Source organism: Streptomyces sp. GbtcB7 (assembly GCF_019091445.1).
Classification (GTDB): Bacteria; Actinomycetota; Actinomycetes; order Streptomycetales; family Streptomycetaceae; genus Streptomyces; species Streptomyces mirabilis.
Genome location: NZ_JAGXJM010000034.1, coordinates 48,132 through 63,022 on the forward strand (window position 1 = coordinate 48,132; position 14,891 = coordinate 63,022).

The window sequence follows — 14,891 nt, forward strand, 5'->3', positions numbered from 1 at the left end:
GGAATACAGCTTCGCCGTTGTGGACCGCTCGCGTGGGGATTCGAAGGTTTCGGTAGTGTCGAACTCGATGCACAAGACCTTGATCGTGACCAACGACTTCCCGCCCCGCCCCGGCGGCATCCAGGCGTTCCTGCACAACATGGCGCTACGACTGGACCCCGAGCGGTTCGTAGTCTACGCATCCACCTGGAAGCGGAGCCGGGAGGGCGTCGAGGCGACGGCCGACTTCGACGCCGAGCAGCCCTTCACCGTCGTCCGGGACCGTACGACGATGCTGCTGCCCACACCGGGTGCCACCCGGCGCGCCGTCGGGCTGCTGCGCGAGCACGGCTGTACGTCGGTGTGGTTCGGGGCGGCGGCCCCGCTCGGCCTGATGGCGCCCGCGCTGCGCAGGGCGGGCGCCGAGCGCCTGGTGGCCACCACGCACGGCCACGAGGCGGGCTGGGCCCAGCTGCCCGCCGCACGGCAGCTGCTGCGCCGTATCGGCGAGTCCACGGACACGATCACCTACCTCGGCGAGTACACGCGCTCGCGCATCGCGTCCGCGCTCACGCCCGAGGCCGCCTCCCGCATGGTCCAGCTGCCTCCGGGGGTCGACGAGAAGACCTTCCACCCCGGCTCGGGCGGCGAGGAGGTCCGCGCCCGTCTCGGCCTCACCGACCGCCCGGTGGTGGTCTGTGTCTCCCGTCTGGTCCCGCGCAAGGGTCAGGACACGCTGATCCTCGCCATGCCCCGCATCCTCGCCAAGGAGCCGGAGGCGGTGCTGCTGATCGTCGGCGGCGGGCCGTACGAGCAGGACCTGCGCAAGCTCGCGTACGACACCGGGGTCGCCGCCGCGGTGCGCTTCACCGGCGCGGTCCCCTGGTCGGAGCTGCCGGCCCACTACGGCGCGGGCGACGTCTTCGCGATGCCCTGCCGCACCCGCCGGGGCGGCCTCGACGTCGAGGGCCTGGGCATCGTCTACCTGGAGGCCTCCGCGACGGGCCTGCCGGTCGTCGCGGGCGACTCGGGCGGCGCCCCCGACGCGGTCCTCGACGGCGAAACGGGCTGGGTCGTCCGAGGCGACTGCCCGGACGACTCCGCCGACCGCATCATCACCCTCCTCGCCGACCCCGAACTCCGCCGCCAGATGGGCGAACGGGGAAGGCAGTGGGTGGAGGAGAAGTGGCGCTGGGACCTGCTGGCGGAGGGCTTGAAAGAGTTGCTCTAGGTGCGCGACCGGCCACAAACCACCCGCACTCTCCCCACTCACCGCGGCGCCCCCTGAAAACCCGGCAAAAACCCTAGGCGGAAGCAAATAATCCGCCGATGCTGCGCTCATGACAGAAAAACTGACTCATCATCAGATGAGTAACCGTCAGCTGACAAACCGTCACCTGACGAGACGCCAAATCCTGGGCATGGTCGCCCTCCAGACGGCCGCCGCCGCCGGCCTCACCCGCGTAGGCCTCCAGTCCGCCCACGCGGCGGAGCCCGCCGCGGTCGACACCGCGCCCGCCATCGTCATCGGATCGGGCTACGGCGCCGCCGTGGCCGCCCTCCGCCTCGGCCAGGCCGGCATCCGCACCCTCGTCATAGAGATGGGCAAGCTCTGGAACACCGCCGGCTCCGACGGCAAGGTCTTCTGTTCCACCGCCGCCCCCGACGAGCGCTCGATGTGGTTCCGCACCCGCACCGAGGCCCCGCTCGCCACCTTCCTGTGGCTGGACGTCGTCAACAAGGACATCGGCCTCTACCCGGGAGTCCTGGACCGGGTCCACTACGACAACATGTCGGTCTACGTCGGCCGAGGCGTCGGCGGCGGCTCACTGGTCAACGGCGGAATGGCCGTCACGCCCCTCCAGTCCTACTTCTCCGAGCAGTTCCCCACGGTCGACGCCACGGAGATGTACAACACCTACTTCCCGCGCGCCCGCACCATGCTCGGCGTCAACACGGTCGACCCCACCTGGTTCGAGTCCACGGAGTGGTACCAGTTCACCCGCACCTCCCGTAAGGCCGCCGCCAACGCCGGCCTGAAGACGACCTTCGTCCCGAACGTCTACGACTTCACCTACATGCAGCGCGAGGCGGCCGGCACCGCCACCAAGTCCGCACTCGCGGCCGAGGTCATCTACGGCAACAACTACGGCAAGAAGAGCCTCGACAAGACCTACCTCGCGGCAGCGCTCGGCACCGGCAACGTCACCATCCACACCCTGGAGAAGGTCCGGGCGATCAGCAGGGCCACGGACGGCACGTACACCCTGACCGCCGACCGGATCGACACCACCGGCGCGGTCGTGGAGACCAAGCAGTACAGCTGTACGTACCTCTTCCTGGGCGGCGGCAGCCTCGGCACCACCGAACTCCTCGTCCGGGCCCGGGAGACGGGCACGCTGCCGGCCCTGGACGCGAGCGTCGGCACCGGCTGGGGCACGAACGGCAACGTGATGACGGGCCGCGCCAACCACATCTGGGACACGGTCGGGGCGAACCAGTCGACGATGCCGGTCATGGGCATCGACGACTGGGCCAACACCGCCAACCCCGTCTTCGCCGAAATCGCCCCGATACCCACCGGGTTGGAGACCTGGATCAGCCTCTACCTCGCGATCACCAAGAACCCGGAGCGCGCGTCCTTCACGTACGACGCGACGACGGACTCCGCCAAGCTCGGCTGGACCGCCGCCCAGAGCGCGGTCTCCGTGAGCATGGCCAAGAAGCTCTTCGACCGGATCAACTCGGCCAACGCGACGATCTACCGCTACGACCTCTTCGGCAACAACAAGACCTTCGCCGACGACTTCTGCTACCACCCGCTGGGCGGCTGCGTGCTGGGCAAGGCCACGGACAACTACGGCCGCGTGAAGGGCTACCCGCACCTGTACATCACCGACGGCTCGCTCGTGCCGGGCTCGATCGGGGTGAACCCGTTCGTCACGATCACCGCGCTCGCGGAACGCGGAATGGCGCGGATCCTCGCCGAGGACACCGCGCCATGAGAACCGCTCGGTCGGGCCGTCAGCCCCGGTAGATGGCCTCGATCTCGTCCGCGTAGTCCTTCGCCACCACGTTGCGCTTGAGCTTCAGGGACGGCGTGAGGTGGCCCGACTCCTCCGAGAACTGGGAGGACAGAATGCGGAACTTCCGCACCGATTCCGCCTTCGACACCGCGGCGTTGCCGTCGTCGACCGCGTCCTGGATCGCAGCGATCAGATCCGGGTCCACGCGCAGCGACGCCGCGGTGGAACCCGCCGGCTTGCCGTGCTCCTCGGCCCAGCGGCCCAGGAACTCCTCGTCGACGGTGACCAGCGCGCCGATGAACGGGCGCCCGTCGCCGACCACCATGCACTCCGCGACCAGCGCGTGCGCGCGGATGCGGTCCTCGATCACGGCCGGGGCGACGTTCTTGCCGCCCGCGGTGACGATGATCTCCTTCTTGCGGCCGGTGATCCGGAGGTAGCCGTCCTCGTCGAGGGTGCCGATGTCACCCGTGTGGAACCAGCCGTCCGCGAGCGCCTCGGCGGTCGCGGCCTCGTTGTTCCAGTACTCCTTGAACAGGTGCTCGCCGTGCAGCAGCACCTCGCCGTCGTCGGCGATCCGGATCACGGAGCCGGGCAGCGGCTGGCCCACCGTGCCGATCTTCGTACGGTCCCAGGGGTTGAAGGCGGTGGCCGCGCAGGACTCCGTCAGGCCGTAGCCCTCCAGGACCGTGAAGCCGATGCCGCGGAAGAAGTGGCCCAGACGCTCGCCGAGCGGGGCGCCGCCGGAGATCGCGTACTCACCGCGACCGCCCAGCACCGCGCGCAGCTTGCTGTAGACGAGCTTGTCGAACGTCTTGTACTTGATCTTCAGCCCGAGCGACGGGCCGGAGGGGGTGTCCAGGGCGCGGCTGTAGGCGATCGCCGTGTCCGCCGCCTTGTCGAAGATCTTGCCCTTGCCGTCCGCCTGCGCCTTGGCGCGCGCCGAGTTGTAGACCTTCTCGAAGACACGCGGCACACCGAGGATCAGCGTCGGCCGGAACGCGGCCAGCTCGTCGGTGAGGTTCTTGATGTCCGGGACGCAGCCCAGCTTGATCGGCGCCATCATCGGCGCGACCTGCACCAGCCGTCCGAAGACGTGCGCGAGCGGCAGGAAGAGGAGGACGGAACACTCGCCCGTACGGAACAGCGGGCGCAGCCGCTCCACGATGTTGCCGCACTCCGCGAAGAAGGCGCGGTGGGTGAGGACACAGCCCTTGGGGCGGCCGGTCGTACCGCTCGTGTAGACGATGGTCGCCGGGTCGTCCGCCTTGGCGAGCGAGCTGCGCTCCTCGACGGTGGCGTCGCTGACGTCCTTGCCCGCGCGCCCCAGTTCCTCCACCCCGCCGGCCTCGATCTGCCAGACGTGCTTGAGGGCGGGCAGCCGGTCGCGCACCGACTCCACGGAGGCCGCGTGCGTGTCCAGCTCGACGATGCAGGCGCTCGCGCCCGAGTCGCCGAGTATCCACTGCACCTGCTCGGCCGAGCTGGTCTCGTACACCGGCACGGTGATCGCGCCCGCGCTCCAGATCGCGAAGTCGAGCAGTGTCCACTCGTAGCGGGTACGGGACATCAGGGCGACCCGGTCGCCGGGCTGTACGCCGGAGGCGATCAGACCCTTGGCCGCGGACCGCACCTCGGCGAGGAAGGTGGTGGCGGAGACGTCCGTCCACGTGCCGCCCACCTTGCGGGCGATGACGGCGACGTCGGGATGCTGCGCGGCGTTTCTGCGGACGATGTCGGTCAGATTTCCGTCCGCAGGGACCTCGTACAAAGCCGGAAGGCTGAACTCGCGCAAGACTGCTGCTCCTCATAGGGCGCCGACGCCACGACGGTGTGTGATGCGACGGAGCGGTCCAAGGCTCGGGCAGGTACCCAGGAACATCATTGTTGAAATCCTGAGTACGACTGGACTGCCCGGACGTTACCCACCGGTACGGCTTTTTCGATAGGGGGTCCCGCCGAGATGTTCCCTGCGTCACACAGGTTGGTGCGTCGCACCCGATGGCGTTCCTTCACGCACAGTAGTCCACGCTCTTCTTGCCATGCCAGTAACCGCAGGTCCGACCGCCTCTATTCACGTTTGCCGCACACGCCTACGCTTGATCGTCATGGCACCCACACCAGGCGGTAACCGCAGAACGCGCATTCATGTGGTCAGTGACGTGCACGGCAACGCGCGCGACCTGGCCCGGGCCGGCGACGGCGCGGACGCCCTGCTGTGCCTCGGTGACCTGGTGCTCTTCCTCGACTACGCCGACCACGCGCGCGGCATCTTCCCCGACCTCTTCGGCACCGAGAACGCCGACCGGATCGTCGAGCTGCGCACCGCCCGCCGCTTCGCCGAGGCACGGGAGTTCGGGCGGCGGCTGTGGGACGAGATCGGGATGGACCATTCCGTGGCCATCGAGAAGGCGGTGCGCAAGCAGTACGCCGAGCTGTTCGCCGCGTTCCCGACACCGACGTACGCGACCTACGGCAATGTCGACATGCCCCCGTTGTGGGCGGAGTACGCCGGACCCGGCACGACGGTCCTCGACGGTGAGCGGGTGGAGATCGGCGGCCGGGTCTTCGGCTTCGTCGGCGGGGGACTGCGCAGCCCCATGCGGACGCCCTACGAGATCGACGACGAGGAGTACGCGGCGAAGATCGAGGCGGTCGGCGAGGTCGACGTGCTGTGCACGCACATCCCGCCGGACGTACCGGAACTGGTCTACGACACGGTGGCGCGCCGCTTCGAACGCGGCTCCCGTGCCCTCCTGGACGCGATCCGCCGCATCCGTCCCCGTTACTCCCTCTTCGGCCATGTCCACCAGCCGCTCGCACGCCGGATGCGGATCGGGACGACCGAGTGCGTGAACGTCGGGCATTTCGCGGCGTCGGGCCGCCCGTGGGTCCTGGAGTGGTGAACAGCAGGTGGGGTGGCGATGCTTCGGCGGGCGCGCGGTAGCCTTCACGCTGCACACACGTGCGTACCACCCTCCCTCACCGGACCGCATCTGGAGGAGCCACCGCGATGGCGGAACACACCAGCTCGAGCATCACGATCGAGGCGGCACCGGCTGATGTCATGGCGGTCATCGCCGACTTCGCCCGCTACCCGGACTGGACGGGAGAGGTGAAGGAGGCGGAGGTACTCGCCACGGACGGGCAGGGCCGCGCCGAGCAGGTACGCCTCGTCATGGACGCCGGTGCGATCAAGGACGACCAGACCCTGGGGTACACCTGGACCGGCGACCACGAGGTCTCCTGGACCCTGGTCAAGTCCCAGATGCTCCGCTCCCTGGACGGCTCGTACATCCTCAAGCCCGCGGGCGCCGGCGCCACCGAGGTCACCTACCGGCTCACGGTCGACGTCAAGATCCCCATGCTGGGCATGATCAAGCGCAAGGCCGAGAAGGTCATCATCGACCGGGCGCTGGCGGGTCTGAAGAAGCGAGTGGAGTCGGGCGAGGCGGGCTGACCCCGCTCTGCGGGCCGACGGGCCGACGGGGGCCGACGGCCGTACCCCGCCCCTCAGGGGCGCGGGGAACTGCGCGACCAGCCCCCACTCACCCGCAGGTGACACACCCGCCCGGAGGTCCGGGGGCGGAGCCCCCAGGGACGGGCGGGGGCGGCGGGGGCGCTCGGCGCAGGTAGCGTTCATGCAATGCGCACCATCCTGATCACAGGCCAGGGCGGCACGGGCCGTACGACGGTCGCGGCGGCCACCGCGCTGAAGGCCGCCCGCGAGGGCACCCGCACCCTCCTGCTCACCGCCGACCGCACCGACACCCTCGGCGCCGTCCTCGGCGTACCCACCGGCGCGGAACCCACCGACACCGCGCCCCACCTCACGACCTGGCGCCCCGACGCGAACGCCCGCTTCCGTGAGGACCTCACCGCCTTCCAGGACCGCGCGACCACCGCCCTGGACCTGCTCGGCGCCGCCCGCCTGGACGCCGAGGAACTCACCCCCCTGCCCGGCGCCGAGGAACTCGCCCTGCTGCGCGCCCTGCGCGACGCGGCGACCTCGGAGACGTACGACCTGCTGGTCGTGGACCTCCCGCCGACCCCACAGGCACTCGCCCTCCTCGCCCTCCCGGAGGAGCTGCGCCGCTACCTGCGCCGACTGCTCCCGCCGGAGCGCCAGGCGGCCCGCGCCCTGCGCCCCGTCCTCGGCCGCCTCGCGGGCGTCCCGATGCCCGCCGAGTGGCTGTACGAGACGGCGGCACGCTGGGACATCGAGCTGGCCGCCGTCGCGGCGGTCGTCGAGGACCGCGCCACGACCGTACGGCTGGTCGCCGAGCCGGGCCCGGCCGGCACCGACGCCGTGCACGCCGCCACCACCGCCCTCGCCCTGCACGGGCTGCGCGTCGACGCGCTGGTCGCGAACCGGGTGCTGCCCGCCGCGAGCGCGGACGCCTGGCTGGGCGCCCTCGCCGCCCAGCAGCGCAAGGCGCTGGACGAGTGGCAGGAGACGTACACCGTCCACGAGGTCCCGCACCTCGGCCGCGACCCGCGCGGCACCGACGACCTCGGCGCGCTCCCCGTGCCCGGCGTCAACCGTGCGCCCGTCCCGGTCGAGTGGCCCGTTCTCGACCACCTCGCCGACGACGGCGTCCTCGTATGGCACATCCCGCTGCCCGGCGCGATACGCGAGGAACTGGACCTGATCCGCCGGGGCGACGAACTCGTCGTCACCGTGGGCCAGTTCCGCAGGATCGTGCCGCTGCCGTCCGCGCTGCGCCGCTGTACCGTGGCCGGCGCCGCCCTGCGCGAGGGGGAACTCAGGGTGCGTTTCGCGCCGGACCCGGATCTGTGGCCCCGGACACGGTGAACGGCGTACCCCCGTTCGGGTACCGTCGAAAGGAAGAACCATAGGCAGGAGTCCGCCATGAGCGAAGAGCGCCCCACGTCCGACGCCGCTCAGGAGGCGAACGACGAAGCGCGCGCGAGCGACGCCGACGCCTGGGCGAAGGCGTGCGCCGAGGACCTCGCGGCGGAGAAGGCCCGCCGCCGCGCCCAGTACGGTCCGCCGCCCGGCTCGGCCGCGGAGGAACTGCGCAAGCTGGTCGACGCGGTCGCCGACAAGCTGTCCGGACTGAACTCGCCGCTGTTCGGCGTGGTCGCCTCCGGCACCGCCCAGCAGATGGTCAACCAGGTCGTACAGCAGGCCAAGGCCGCCGTCGAGCCGGTCATAGAGCGCAACCCCGATGTTTTCGATCACCTCGCGGCCGCGGGCAACGAGCTGCTCGCCGCCTACCGCTCGGCCGTCGAGGCCCAGGAACGACGCTGGACCACCCGGGAGCGTGGCCCCCGCGACGAGGGGACCGGTCCGGGGGAGCGGATTGACTTGGACTAAAGGCTGCTCGGGTACGGTTGGCCGTAGCGGGGCTCGACCGAAACTGAGGGATTCATGGGACTCACCATCGGCGTCGATATCGGCGGCACGAAGATCGCGGCCGGTGTGGTCGACGAGGAAGGCAACATCCTCTCGACGCACAAGGTGCCGACCCCCAACACGCCGCAGGCCATCGTGGACGCCATCGCCGCCGCAGTGGAGGGCGCGCGCGCAGGTCACGACATCGTCGGCGTGGGCATCGGTGCCGCCGGATACGTGAACCGCCAGCGCTCGACCGTGTATTTCGCGCCCAACATCGACTGGCGGCAGGAGCCGCTCAAGGCCGAGGTCGAGGCGCGCGTGGGGCTGCCCGTCGTCGTCGAGAACGACGCGAACGCGGCGGCGTGGGGCGAGTACAAGTTCGGCGCGGGCAAGGGCCACCGGAACGTCATCTGCATCACCCTGGGCACTGGCCTGGGCGGCGGCATCATCATCGGCAACAAGCTGCGCCGCGGGCACTTCGGCGTGGCCGCCGAGTTCGGCCACATCCGGATGGTGCCGGACGGTCTGCTGTGCGGCTGCGGCTCGCAGGGCTGCTGGGAGCAGTACGCCTCCGGGCGCGCCCTCGTCCGCTACGCCAAGCAGCGGGCCAACGCCACCCCCGAGAACGCGGAGATCCTGCTCGCGCTGGGCAACGGCACCCCCGACGGCATCGAGGGCAAGCACATCTCGGTCGCCGCACGCCAGGGCGACCCGGTGGCGGTGGACTCCTACCGCGAGCTGGCCCGCTGGGCCGGCGCCGGCCTCGCCGACCTGGCCTCGCTCTTCGACCCCTCCGCCTTCATCGTCGGCGGCGGACTCTCGGACGAGGGCGAGCTGGTCCTCGACCCCATCCGCAAGTCGTACAAGCGCTGGCTCGTGGGCGGCAACTGGCGCCCGGTGGCCGAGGTGATCGCCGCCCAGCTCGGCAACGAAGCCGGCCTCGTGGGCGCGGCGGACCTGGCCCGGGAACCCGACCCGATCATGTAACCGACTTGATCACGCAGTACACACACCTCGCCCGCCGCGCCCTTCAGGGGTACGGCGGGCGAGGTCGTACCGCGCCCCTTTCGGCGGGGGCGCGGGGCTGTGACATCATGCGGCTCCGCCGCGTGGGCGCGCCCAGCCCCCACCACCCCGCAGCCGACAAACCACCCGCAGCGTTCCGGCGCCGCCGAGCAGCGCATCCACGTATGTTGATCCACATGGCGACGACCCCGCTGCCCCGCTCCCACACCGAATCCGACGGCTCCGCCGTCATCCGCGTCCTCAGCTACAACATCCGCTCGATGCGCGACGACACCACCGCCCTCGCCCGCGTCATCCACGCCTGTGCCCCCGACCTGGTCCTCGTCCAGGAAGCCCCCCGCTTCTTCCGCTGGCGCAAGAAGCTGGCCCGGCTCGCTGCCGCGTCCGGCCAGACGATCCTGTCCGGCGGCGCGACCGCCGCGGGCCCCGCGCTCCTCTGCTCCATGCGGGCCACCGTCGAACGCACCGAGGACGTCCTGCTGCCCCTCACCCCCGGCCTGCACCGCCGCGGCCTCGCCACCGCCGTCGTCCGCTTCGGCGCCGCCCGGCTCGGCGTGGTGAGCTGCCACCTCTCGCTCCAGAAGGACGAGCGCTACACGCAGAGCGGCCTGCTCCTCGACCGCCTCGCAGCCCTCGGCACCCCGCACGCCCTCGCCGGCGGCGACCTGAACGAACGCCCCGACGGCCCCACCTTCACCCGCCTCGCCGCCGACCTCCAGGACTGCTGGGCCACCACACCCTGGGGCACGGAGTACACCTCGACGTCCACCGACCCCCACCAGCGCATCGACGCGATCTTCGCCACCCGCGGCATCGAGGTCCTCGGCTGCGGGGTCCCGTACGGCCACCCCGGGGTCACGGAGGCAGACCTGAGGGCGGCCACGGACCATCTGCCCGTGCTGGCCGCCCTCAGAGTGCCCGCCGCGTAGGGCCTGTCCGGCGGATCAGGTCGCAGGAAACGGGCGGCACCTCATCGACGCTGGTGAGCGGGGCTTGGTGCGTCCAGCTGCAAGGCGGAGGAGGGCGTCGACGCGGAGCGTCGGCAACCGACGACAACGCCGCAGATGGGCGTGCCAAGCCCCGCGTCTGCGGCATGATCCGCCGGACAGGCCCTAGGCCGCGTCAGACCACCGCGCCCCGCCCGGGATCGTCCTCGTCCTCGTCGTCGGGCTTCATGCGCGCCACGAGGGTGGCGAAGCCGCCCAGGAAGCCGCCGATGCCGACCGTGGCGAGCCACCACGTCATGTCCCAGCCGAGCAGGATGGCCAGCAGGAGCACGATCGGGCCACCGACGACGGCGAGCCAGGCGAATTTGGCCGTGGTGTCCGCGGTGGGCAGCGGAGGCGGCTCCGGGGGGACGAAGTGGCCCTCGTCGTCCCCGTCGAAGTCGTCCTCGGAGGGCTCGGGCGCCTGGTAGTCGCGCGGACCGCCGACGCCGGGCGCGAAGGAGACGGAGCCGCCGAGGGGCTTCGCCGCAGCGGGCGGCTCCCCGGCCTCGTCACCGGCCCCGTCCTTCTCGCTCGTCCCGACGGTCCCGCCGGTCCCGTCCTTCTTGCCCTTCTCGGGCCTCTCGGGTGCGTCCCCGCCGCCCGGGGCGTCGTTCGTCACCGGGTCGAGGAGCGCCAGGTCCTCGATCGACTTGAACGGCTTCGCGCCCGGCGGATCCGGCGGTTCCTCGCCGTACCCCGCCACGATCGCCTGCCACGCGGCGTCCTCGTCGAACGGCACCCCCTGCTCGTCACCGAGAGGCTCGCCGACGGGTACGCCCTTCTCGTCGGGCTCGCCGCGCTCCGCGTCGTGCTCAGCCACCAGTGGCCGTCCCTTCCTGCTGACCCACCTGACCCGCGTCGGACCGCTTGCCGACACTGGGCGCGAGCCGGGCGATGAACGCGTAGCTCTCCTCGAAGATCCGGTCCGCGTCATGGTCCAACGTCGCCACGTGGTAGCTCTGTTCCAGCAGGATCTCCGTCACGTCGGTGGACGACACCCGGCTCAGGATCCGGGCCGAGTCGACGGGCGGCACCACATGGTCCTGAGGGCTGCGCAGCAGCAGCATCGGCTGGGTGACCTGGGGCAGTTCACCGTCGACCATCCGGTAGAAGTTCCGCATGGAGTGGGCGGCGTGCAGGGGCACCCGGTCGTAGCCCACCTCCGCGACGCCCTCCTTGGCGATGTCGCTGGTGATGCCGCTCACCGTCCGGACGAGGTGGCGGAGCACCGGGAGGGCGTGGGCCGCCGCCCCGTGCACCTTGTTCGCCGGATTGACGACGACGATGCCGCTCACCTCGTCCCCGCGCTTCGCGGCGAGCCGCAGGGTCAGCGCGGCGCCCATGGACAGGCCGAAGACGAACACCTGGGCGCAGCGCTCCCGCAGGGCACGCAGCTCGCGGTCCACCTCCGCGTACCAGTCCTGCCAGCCCGTGAGCTGCATGTCCTCCCAGCGCGTGCCGTGCCCGGGCAGCAGGGGCAGCGCGACGGTCAGACCGTGCTCGGCGAGATACTCCGCCCAGGGGCGCAGCGACTGCGGGGAACCGGTGAAGCCGTGACAGAGAAGGACACCGACCTCTCCGCCCTCGTGGCGGAACGGCTCGGCTCCAGGAAGGACCGGCACCTTCGGTCTCCTGTTCATCAGACGGGCGGAATGCGAGGCGTACTTCACCGTACGCGACGGCACTGACACCGACCAGGGTCGTCGAGGCCTTTGACAGTGCTCCGGGATAAGGTCTGACCGACGACACAGGAGGCATTCGGTTGATCTACGGCGCCATGAAGTTTTCCATCGGAGGGCCGCTGAAGCTTGCCTTCAGGCCCTGGGTGGAAGGCCTCGAGAACATTCCCGCCGAGGGCCCCGCCATCCTGGCAAGCAATCATCTGTCGTTCTCGGACTCGTTCTTCCTGCCCGCGGTCCTCGACCGCAAGGTGACCTTCATCGCGAAGGCCGAGTACTTCACGACGCCCGGCGTCAAGGGCAGGATGACCGCCGCCTTCTTCAAGGGCGTCGGCCAGCTCCCGGTGGACCGCTCCGGCGCGCGCGGCGCGGGCGAGGCGGCGGTCAAGAGCGGCATCGACGTCATCGAGCGCGGTGAGCTGTTCGGCATCTACCCGGAGGGCACGCGCTCGCCCGACGGGCGGCTGTACCGCGGCAAGCCGGGCGGCCTCGCGCGCGTGGCGCTCGCCACCGGCGCCCCGGTCATCCCGGTCGCCATGATCGACACCGAGAAGATCCAGCCGCCGGGCAAGGTGATGCCCAAGCTGATGCGCCCGGGTATCCGCATCGGCAAGCCGCTCGACTTCAGCCGCTACAACGGCATGGAGCACGACCGCTTCGTGCTGCGCGCGGTGACCGACGAGGTCATGTACGAGATCATGAAGCTCTCCGGCCAGGAGTACGTCGACATCTACGCGACGGCCGCCAAGCGGCAGATCGCGGACGCGGCGAAGGCCGAGAAGCAGGCGCTCAAGGAAGCCGAACAGGCGCAGAAGGAGGCCGCGAAGGCGGCCGAAGCCGAAACCGAAGAAGGACGGGCCGGCACCTAGACGCTTGCGTCGGGGGACGGTGGGGGTGGGGGACATGGCCAAGCGCGAGAGAGTCATGAGGATGTCGGTCGAGCAGCCGCTGTGGCGTGCGCTCACCGCCTACCGCGTGCTGACGATGCTGTACGCGATCGGGCTCTTCGCCACCGCGTTCCGCAAGTTCGCCCATCCCTGGGTGGCCATCGGGTACTACGCGGTCCTGTTCGTCTGGACGCTCGCCACCCTGCCCAGGGTGGCGAACGCGGCGAGCTGCACCAAGCGCTTCCTCGCCGTCGACCTGACCATCGCGCTCACCGGCATCATGCTCACGCCCGTCGCGGACACCCACCACCGCGTGGTGACCGGCGGCCCCACACTCCCGTCGATATGGACCGCGGGCTCCGTCCTGGCCTTCGCCATCAAGGGCGGCTGGCGCTGGGCGGCCTTCGCCTCGACGCTCGTGGCGGCCGCCAACCTCGTCGAGCGCGGCGCCCCCACCCGCGACACGGTCCACAACGTGATCCTGGTCTGGGTCGCCTCCATCGCCATCGGATACGTCGTCGAGGTCGCCCGCGCCTCCGAGCTCACCCTCGCCCGCGCACTGGAGATCGAGGCCGCGACCCGCGAGCGCGAGCGCCTCGCCCGTGACATCCACGACGGCGTCCTGCAGGTCCTCGCCATGGTGCAGCGACGGGCCTCCGCGCTCGGCGGCGAGGCCGCGGAGCTGGGCCGGATGGCCGGCGAGCAGGAGGTCGCGCTGCGCAGCCTGGTCTCGGGCGGCCTGGTGCCCGTCTCGCGGGTGTCCGAGGACGCCGCGCTCGGCGCGGTCGTACGGGCCGTCGAGGAACCGGACGAAGACCAGGACTCCCGGGGCCCTGTCGACCTGCGCGCCCTGCTCGCCCCGTACGCGAGCGCGCGCGTGACCTTCTCCGAGCCGGGCGCCCCGGTTCCACTTCCCCCGGCCGCCGCCCGGGAGTTGGCCGCCGCTGTCGGTGCCGCCCTGGACAATGTCCGCAAGCACGTCGGCGAGGACGCCCGGGCCTGGATCCTCGTCGAGGACGAGCCGGACGAGGTGATCGTGACCGTACGCGACGAGGGCCCGGGCATCCCGGCGGGGCGGCTCGCCCAGGCCGAGGGGGAGGGACGGCTCGGTGTGGCCCTGTCGATCCGGGGCCGGCTGCGCGACCTCGGCGGCGCGGCCGAACTGATCTCGGTGCCCGGCCAGGGCACGGAGGTCGAGCTGAAGGTACCGAAGGTTTCCAGGGTTTCACGGGGGAAGGCGGAGCAGCGATGACGGAGGTCACCGACGTGGTGGGGCAGGGTCCGATCAAGGTCATGGTGGTGGACGACCACCCCATGTGGCGCGACGCGGTCGCCCGCGACCTGGACGCGTCCGGTTTCGCCGTGGTCGCCACCGCGGGCGACGGCGAGCAGGCGGTGCGCCGCGCCCGGGCCGCCGCGCCCGACGTCCTGGTGCTCGACCTGAACCTGCCCGCCAAGCCCGGCGTCCAGGTCTGCAAGGAACTGGTCGGCAGCAACCCGGCGCTGCGCGTCCTCGTCCTGTCGGCCAGCGGCGAGCACGCGGACGTCCTGGAGGCGGTGAAGTCCGGCGCCACCGGCTATCTGCTGAAGTCGGCCTCCACGGAGGAGCTGATCGACGCGGTGCGCCGTACGGCCGTCGGCGACCCGGTGTTCACGCCGGGCCTCGCGGGCCTGGTCCTCGGCGAGTACCGCCGGCTGGCTTCCGAGCCCGCCCCCGCCGCGGGCGCCGACGAGCCCAAGGCCCCGCAGCTCACCGACCGCGAGACCGAGGTGTTGCGCCTGGTCGCCAAGGGCCTGAGCTACAAGCAGATCGCCGAGCGCCTGGTCATCTCCCACCGCACGGTCCAGAACCATGTGCAGAACACCCTCGGCAAGCTCCAACTCCACAACCGGGTCGAGCTGGTGCGCTATGCCATAGAGCGCGGTCTCGACGAGGCGTAGAC

At 71.0% G+C, this 14,891-nt stretch carries 14 protein-coding genes; 11 read left to right on the top strand and 3 right to left on the bottom strand.

The genetic code is table 11. The features are described 5' to 3' along the window. The first annotated feature begins 67 nt into the window (after window positions 1–67). Window positions 68–1,210 carry a glycosyltransferase family 4 protein gene (locus tag KVT44_RS41355; protein ID WP_217573022.1) on the top strand — a complete coding sequence of 381 codons (1,143 nt, stop codon included), beginning with the start codon at window positions 68–70 and terminating at the stop codon, window positions 1,208–1,210. A gap of 190 nt (window positions 1,211–1,400) precedes the next feature. Then, window positions 1,401–2,984 (top strand): GMC oxidoreductase, encoded by a 1,584-nt coding sequence (locus tag KVT44_RS41360; protein WP_217573024.1) that lies wholly within the window; start codon window positions 1,401–1,403, stop codon window positions 2,982–2,984. A 19-nt stretch (window positions 2,985–3,003) separates the two neighbouring features. Here the strand turns inward: KVT44_RS41360 and KVT44_RS41365 are convergent, their stop codons facing one another. After that, window positions 3,004–4,800 (bottom strand): long-chain fatty acid--CoA ligase, encoded by a 1,797-nt coding sequence (locus KVT44_RS41365; RefSeq protein WP_217573026.1) that lies wholly within the window; start codon window positions 4,798–4,800, stop codon window positions 3,004–3,006. Between the two features lie 313 nt (window positions 4,801–5,113). On the opposite strand from KVT44_RS41365, the gene KVT44_RS41370 reads away from it, so the two are divergent. The 6 genes from KVT44_RS41370 (at window position 5,114) to KVT44_RS41395 (ending at window position 10,322) form a co-directional block, all read left to right on the top strand. Continuing rightward, window positions 5,114–5,911 carry a metallophosphoesterase gene (locus tag KVT44_RS41370; protein ID WP_079090376.1) on the top strand — a complete coding sequence of 266 codons (798 nt, stop codon included), beginning with the start codon at window positions 5,114–5,116 and terminating at the stop codon, window positions 5,909–5,911. Window positions 5,912–6,018: 107 nt separating this feature from the next. Then, on the top strand, window positions 6,019–6,465 hold the full coding sequence (locus KVT44_RS41375; protein ID WP_054231534.1) for an SRPBCC family protein: 447 nt from the start codon (window positions 6,019–6,021) through the stop codon (window positions 6,463–6,465). A 186-nt stretch (window positions 6,466–6,651) separates the two neighbouring features. Next, a complete protein-coding gene (locus tag KVT44_RS41380) occupies window positions 6,652–7,821 on the top strand; it encodes an ArsA family ATPase (RefSeq protein ID WP_099923094.1) in 1,170 nt (389 codons plus the stop codon). Window positions 7,822–7,878: 57 nt separating this feature from the next. Further along, window positions 7,879–8,346 (top strand): DUF5304 domain-containing protein, encoded by a 468-nt coding sequence (locus KVT44_RS41385; RefSeq protein ID WP_099923095.1) that lies wholly within the window; start codon window positions 7,879–7,881, stop codon window positions 8,344–8,346. 54 nt (window positions 8,347–8,400) lie between these two features. Then, window positions 8,401–9,354, top strand: coding sequence for an ROK family glucokinase (locus KVT44_RS41390; RefSeq protein WP_217573027.1), 954 nt, complete (start codon window positions 8,401–8,403; stop codon window positions 9,352–9,354). Between the two features lie 215 nt (window positions 9,355–9,569). After that, on the top strand, window positions 9,570–10,322 hold the full coding sequence (locus KVT44_RS41395; protein WP_217573029.1) for an endonuclease/exonuclease/phosphatase family protein: 753 nt from the start codon (window positions 9,570–9,572) through the stop codon (window positions 10,320–10,322). A 193-nt stretch (window positions 10,323–10,515) separates the two neighbouring features. Here the strand turns inward: KVT44_RS41395 and KVT44_RS41400 are convergent, their stop codons facing one another. Further along, on the bottom strand, window positions 10,516–11,202 hold the full coding sequence (locus KVT44_RS41400) for a hypothetical protein (RefSeq protein ID WP_217573031.1): 687 nt from the start codon (window positions 11,200–11,202) through the stop codon (window positions 10,516–10,518). Continuing rightward, window positions 11,195–12,004, bottom strand: a complete 810-nt coding sequence (locus KVT44_RS41405; protein ID WP_217573033.1) for a carboxylesterase — start codon at window positions 12,002–12,004, stop codon at window positions 11,195–11,197. The genes KVT44_RS41400 and KVT44_RS41405 overlap by 8 nt, the downstream gene beginning before the upstream one ends. A 140-nt stretch (window positions 12,005–12,144) precedes the next feature. Between KVT44_RS41405 and KVT44_RS41410 the strand changes: the two genes are divergently transcribed. From KVT44_RS41410 to KVT44_RS41420, 3 genes are read left to right on the top strand one after another with little or no spacing between them, the layout of a single operon-like run. Then, complete coding sequence (locus KVT44_RS41410) at window positions 12,145–12,930, top strand: 1-acyl-sn-glycerol-3-phosphate acyltransferase (protein WP_179858141.1); 786 nt, start codon at window positions 12,145–12,147, stop codon at window positions 12,928–12,930. A 34-nt stretch (window positions 12,931–12,964) separates the two neighbouring features. Beyond that, a complete protein-coding gene (gene macS, locus KVT44_RS41415; RefSeq protein ID WP_075026835.1) occupies window positions 12,965–14,200 on the top strand; it encodes a MacS family sensor histidine kinase in 1,236 nt (411 codons plus the stop codon). Then, window positions 14,197–14,889 carry a response regulator transcription factor gene (locus tag KVT44_RS41420; RefSeq protein WP_054231527.1) on the top strand — a complete coding sequence of 231 codons (693 nt, stop codon included), beginning with the start codon at window positions 14,197–14,199 and terminating at the stop codon, window positions 14,887–14,889. Before macS ends, KVT44_RS41420 begins: the two co-directional genes overlap by 4 nt. Window positions 14,890–14,891 lie beyond the last annotated feature (2 nt).

Excerpts from the sequence above, each read along its gene's own strand:
- KVT44_RS41355 (WP_217573022.1), top strand. The coding sequence starts at position 68 with ATGCACAAGACCTTGATCGTGACCAACGACTTCCCGCCCCGCCCCGGC.
- KVT44_RS41360 (WP_217573024.1), top strand. The coding sequence starts at position 1,401 with ATGGTCGCCCTCCAGACGGCCGCCGCCGCCGGCCTCACCCGCGTAGGC.
- KVT44_RS41370 (WP_079090376.1), top strand. The coding sequence starts at position 5,114 with ATGGCACCCACACCAGGCGGTAACCGCAGAACGCGCATTCATGTGGTC.
- KVT44_RS41375 (WP_054231534.1), top strand. The coding sequence starts at position 6,019 with ATGGCGGAACACACCAGCTCGAGCATCACGATCGAGGCGGCACCGGCT.
- KVT44_RS41380 (WP_099923094.1), top strand. The coding sequence starts at position 6,652 with ATGCGCACCATCCTGATCACAGGCCAGGGCGGCACGGGCCGTACGACG.
- KVT44_RS41385 (WP_099923095.1), top strand. The coding sequence starts at position 7,879 with ATGAGCGAAGAGCGCCCCACGTCCGACGCCGCTCAGGAGGCGAACGAC.
- KVT44_RS41390 (WP_217573027.1), top strand. The coding sequence starts at position 8,401 with ATGGGACTCACCATCGGCGTCGATATCGGCGGCACGAAGATCGCGGCC.
- KVT44_RS41395 (WP_217573029.1), top strand. The coding sequence starts at position 9,570 with ATGGCGACGACCCCGCTGCCCCGCTCCCACACCGAATCCGACGGCTCC.
- macS (WP_075026835.1), top strand. The coding sequence starts at position 12,965 with ATGGCCAAGCGCGAGAGAGTCATGAGGATGTCGGTCGAGCAGCCGCTG.
- KVT44_RS41420 (WP_054231527.1), top strand. The coding sequence starts at position 14,197 with ATGACGGAGGTCACCGACGTGGTGGGGCAGGGTCCGATCAAGGTCATG.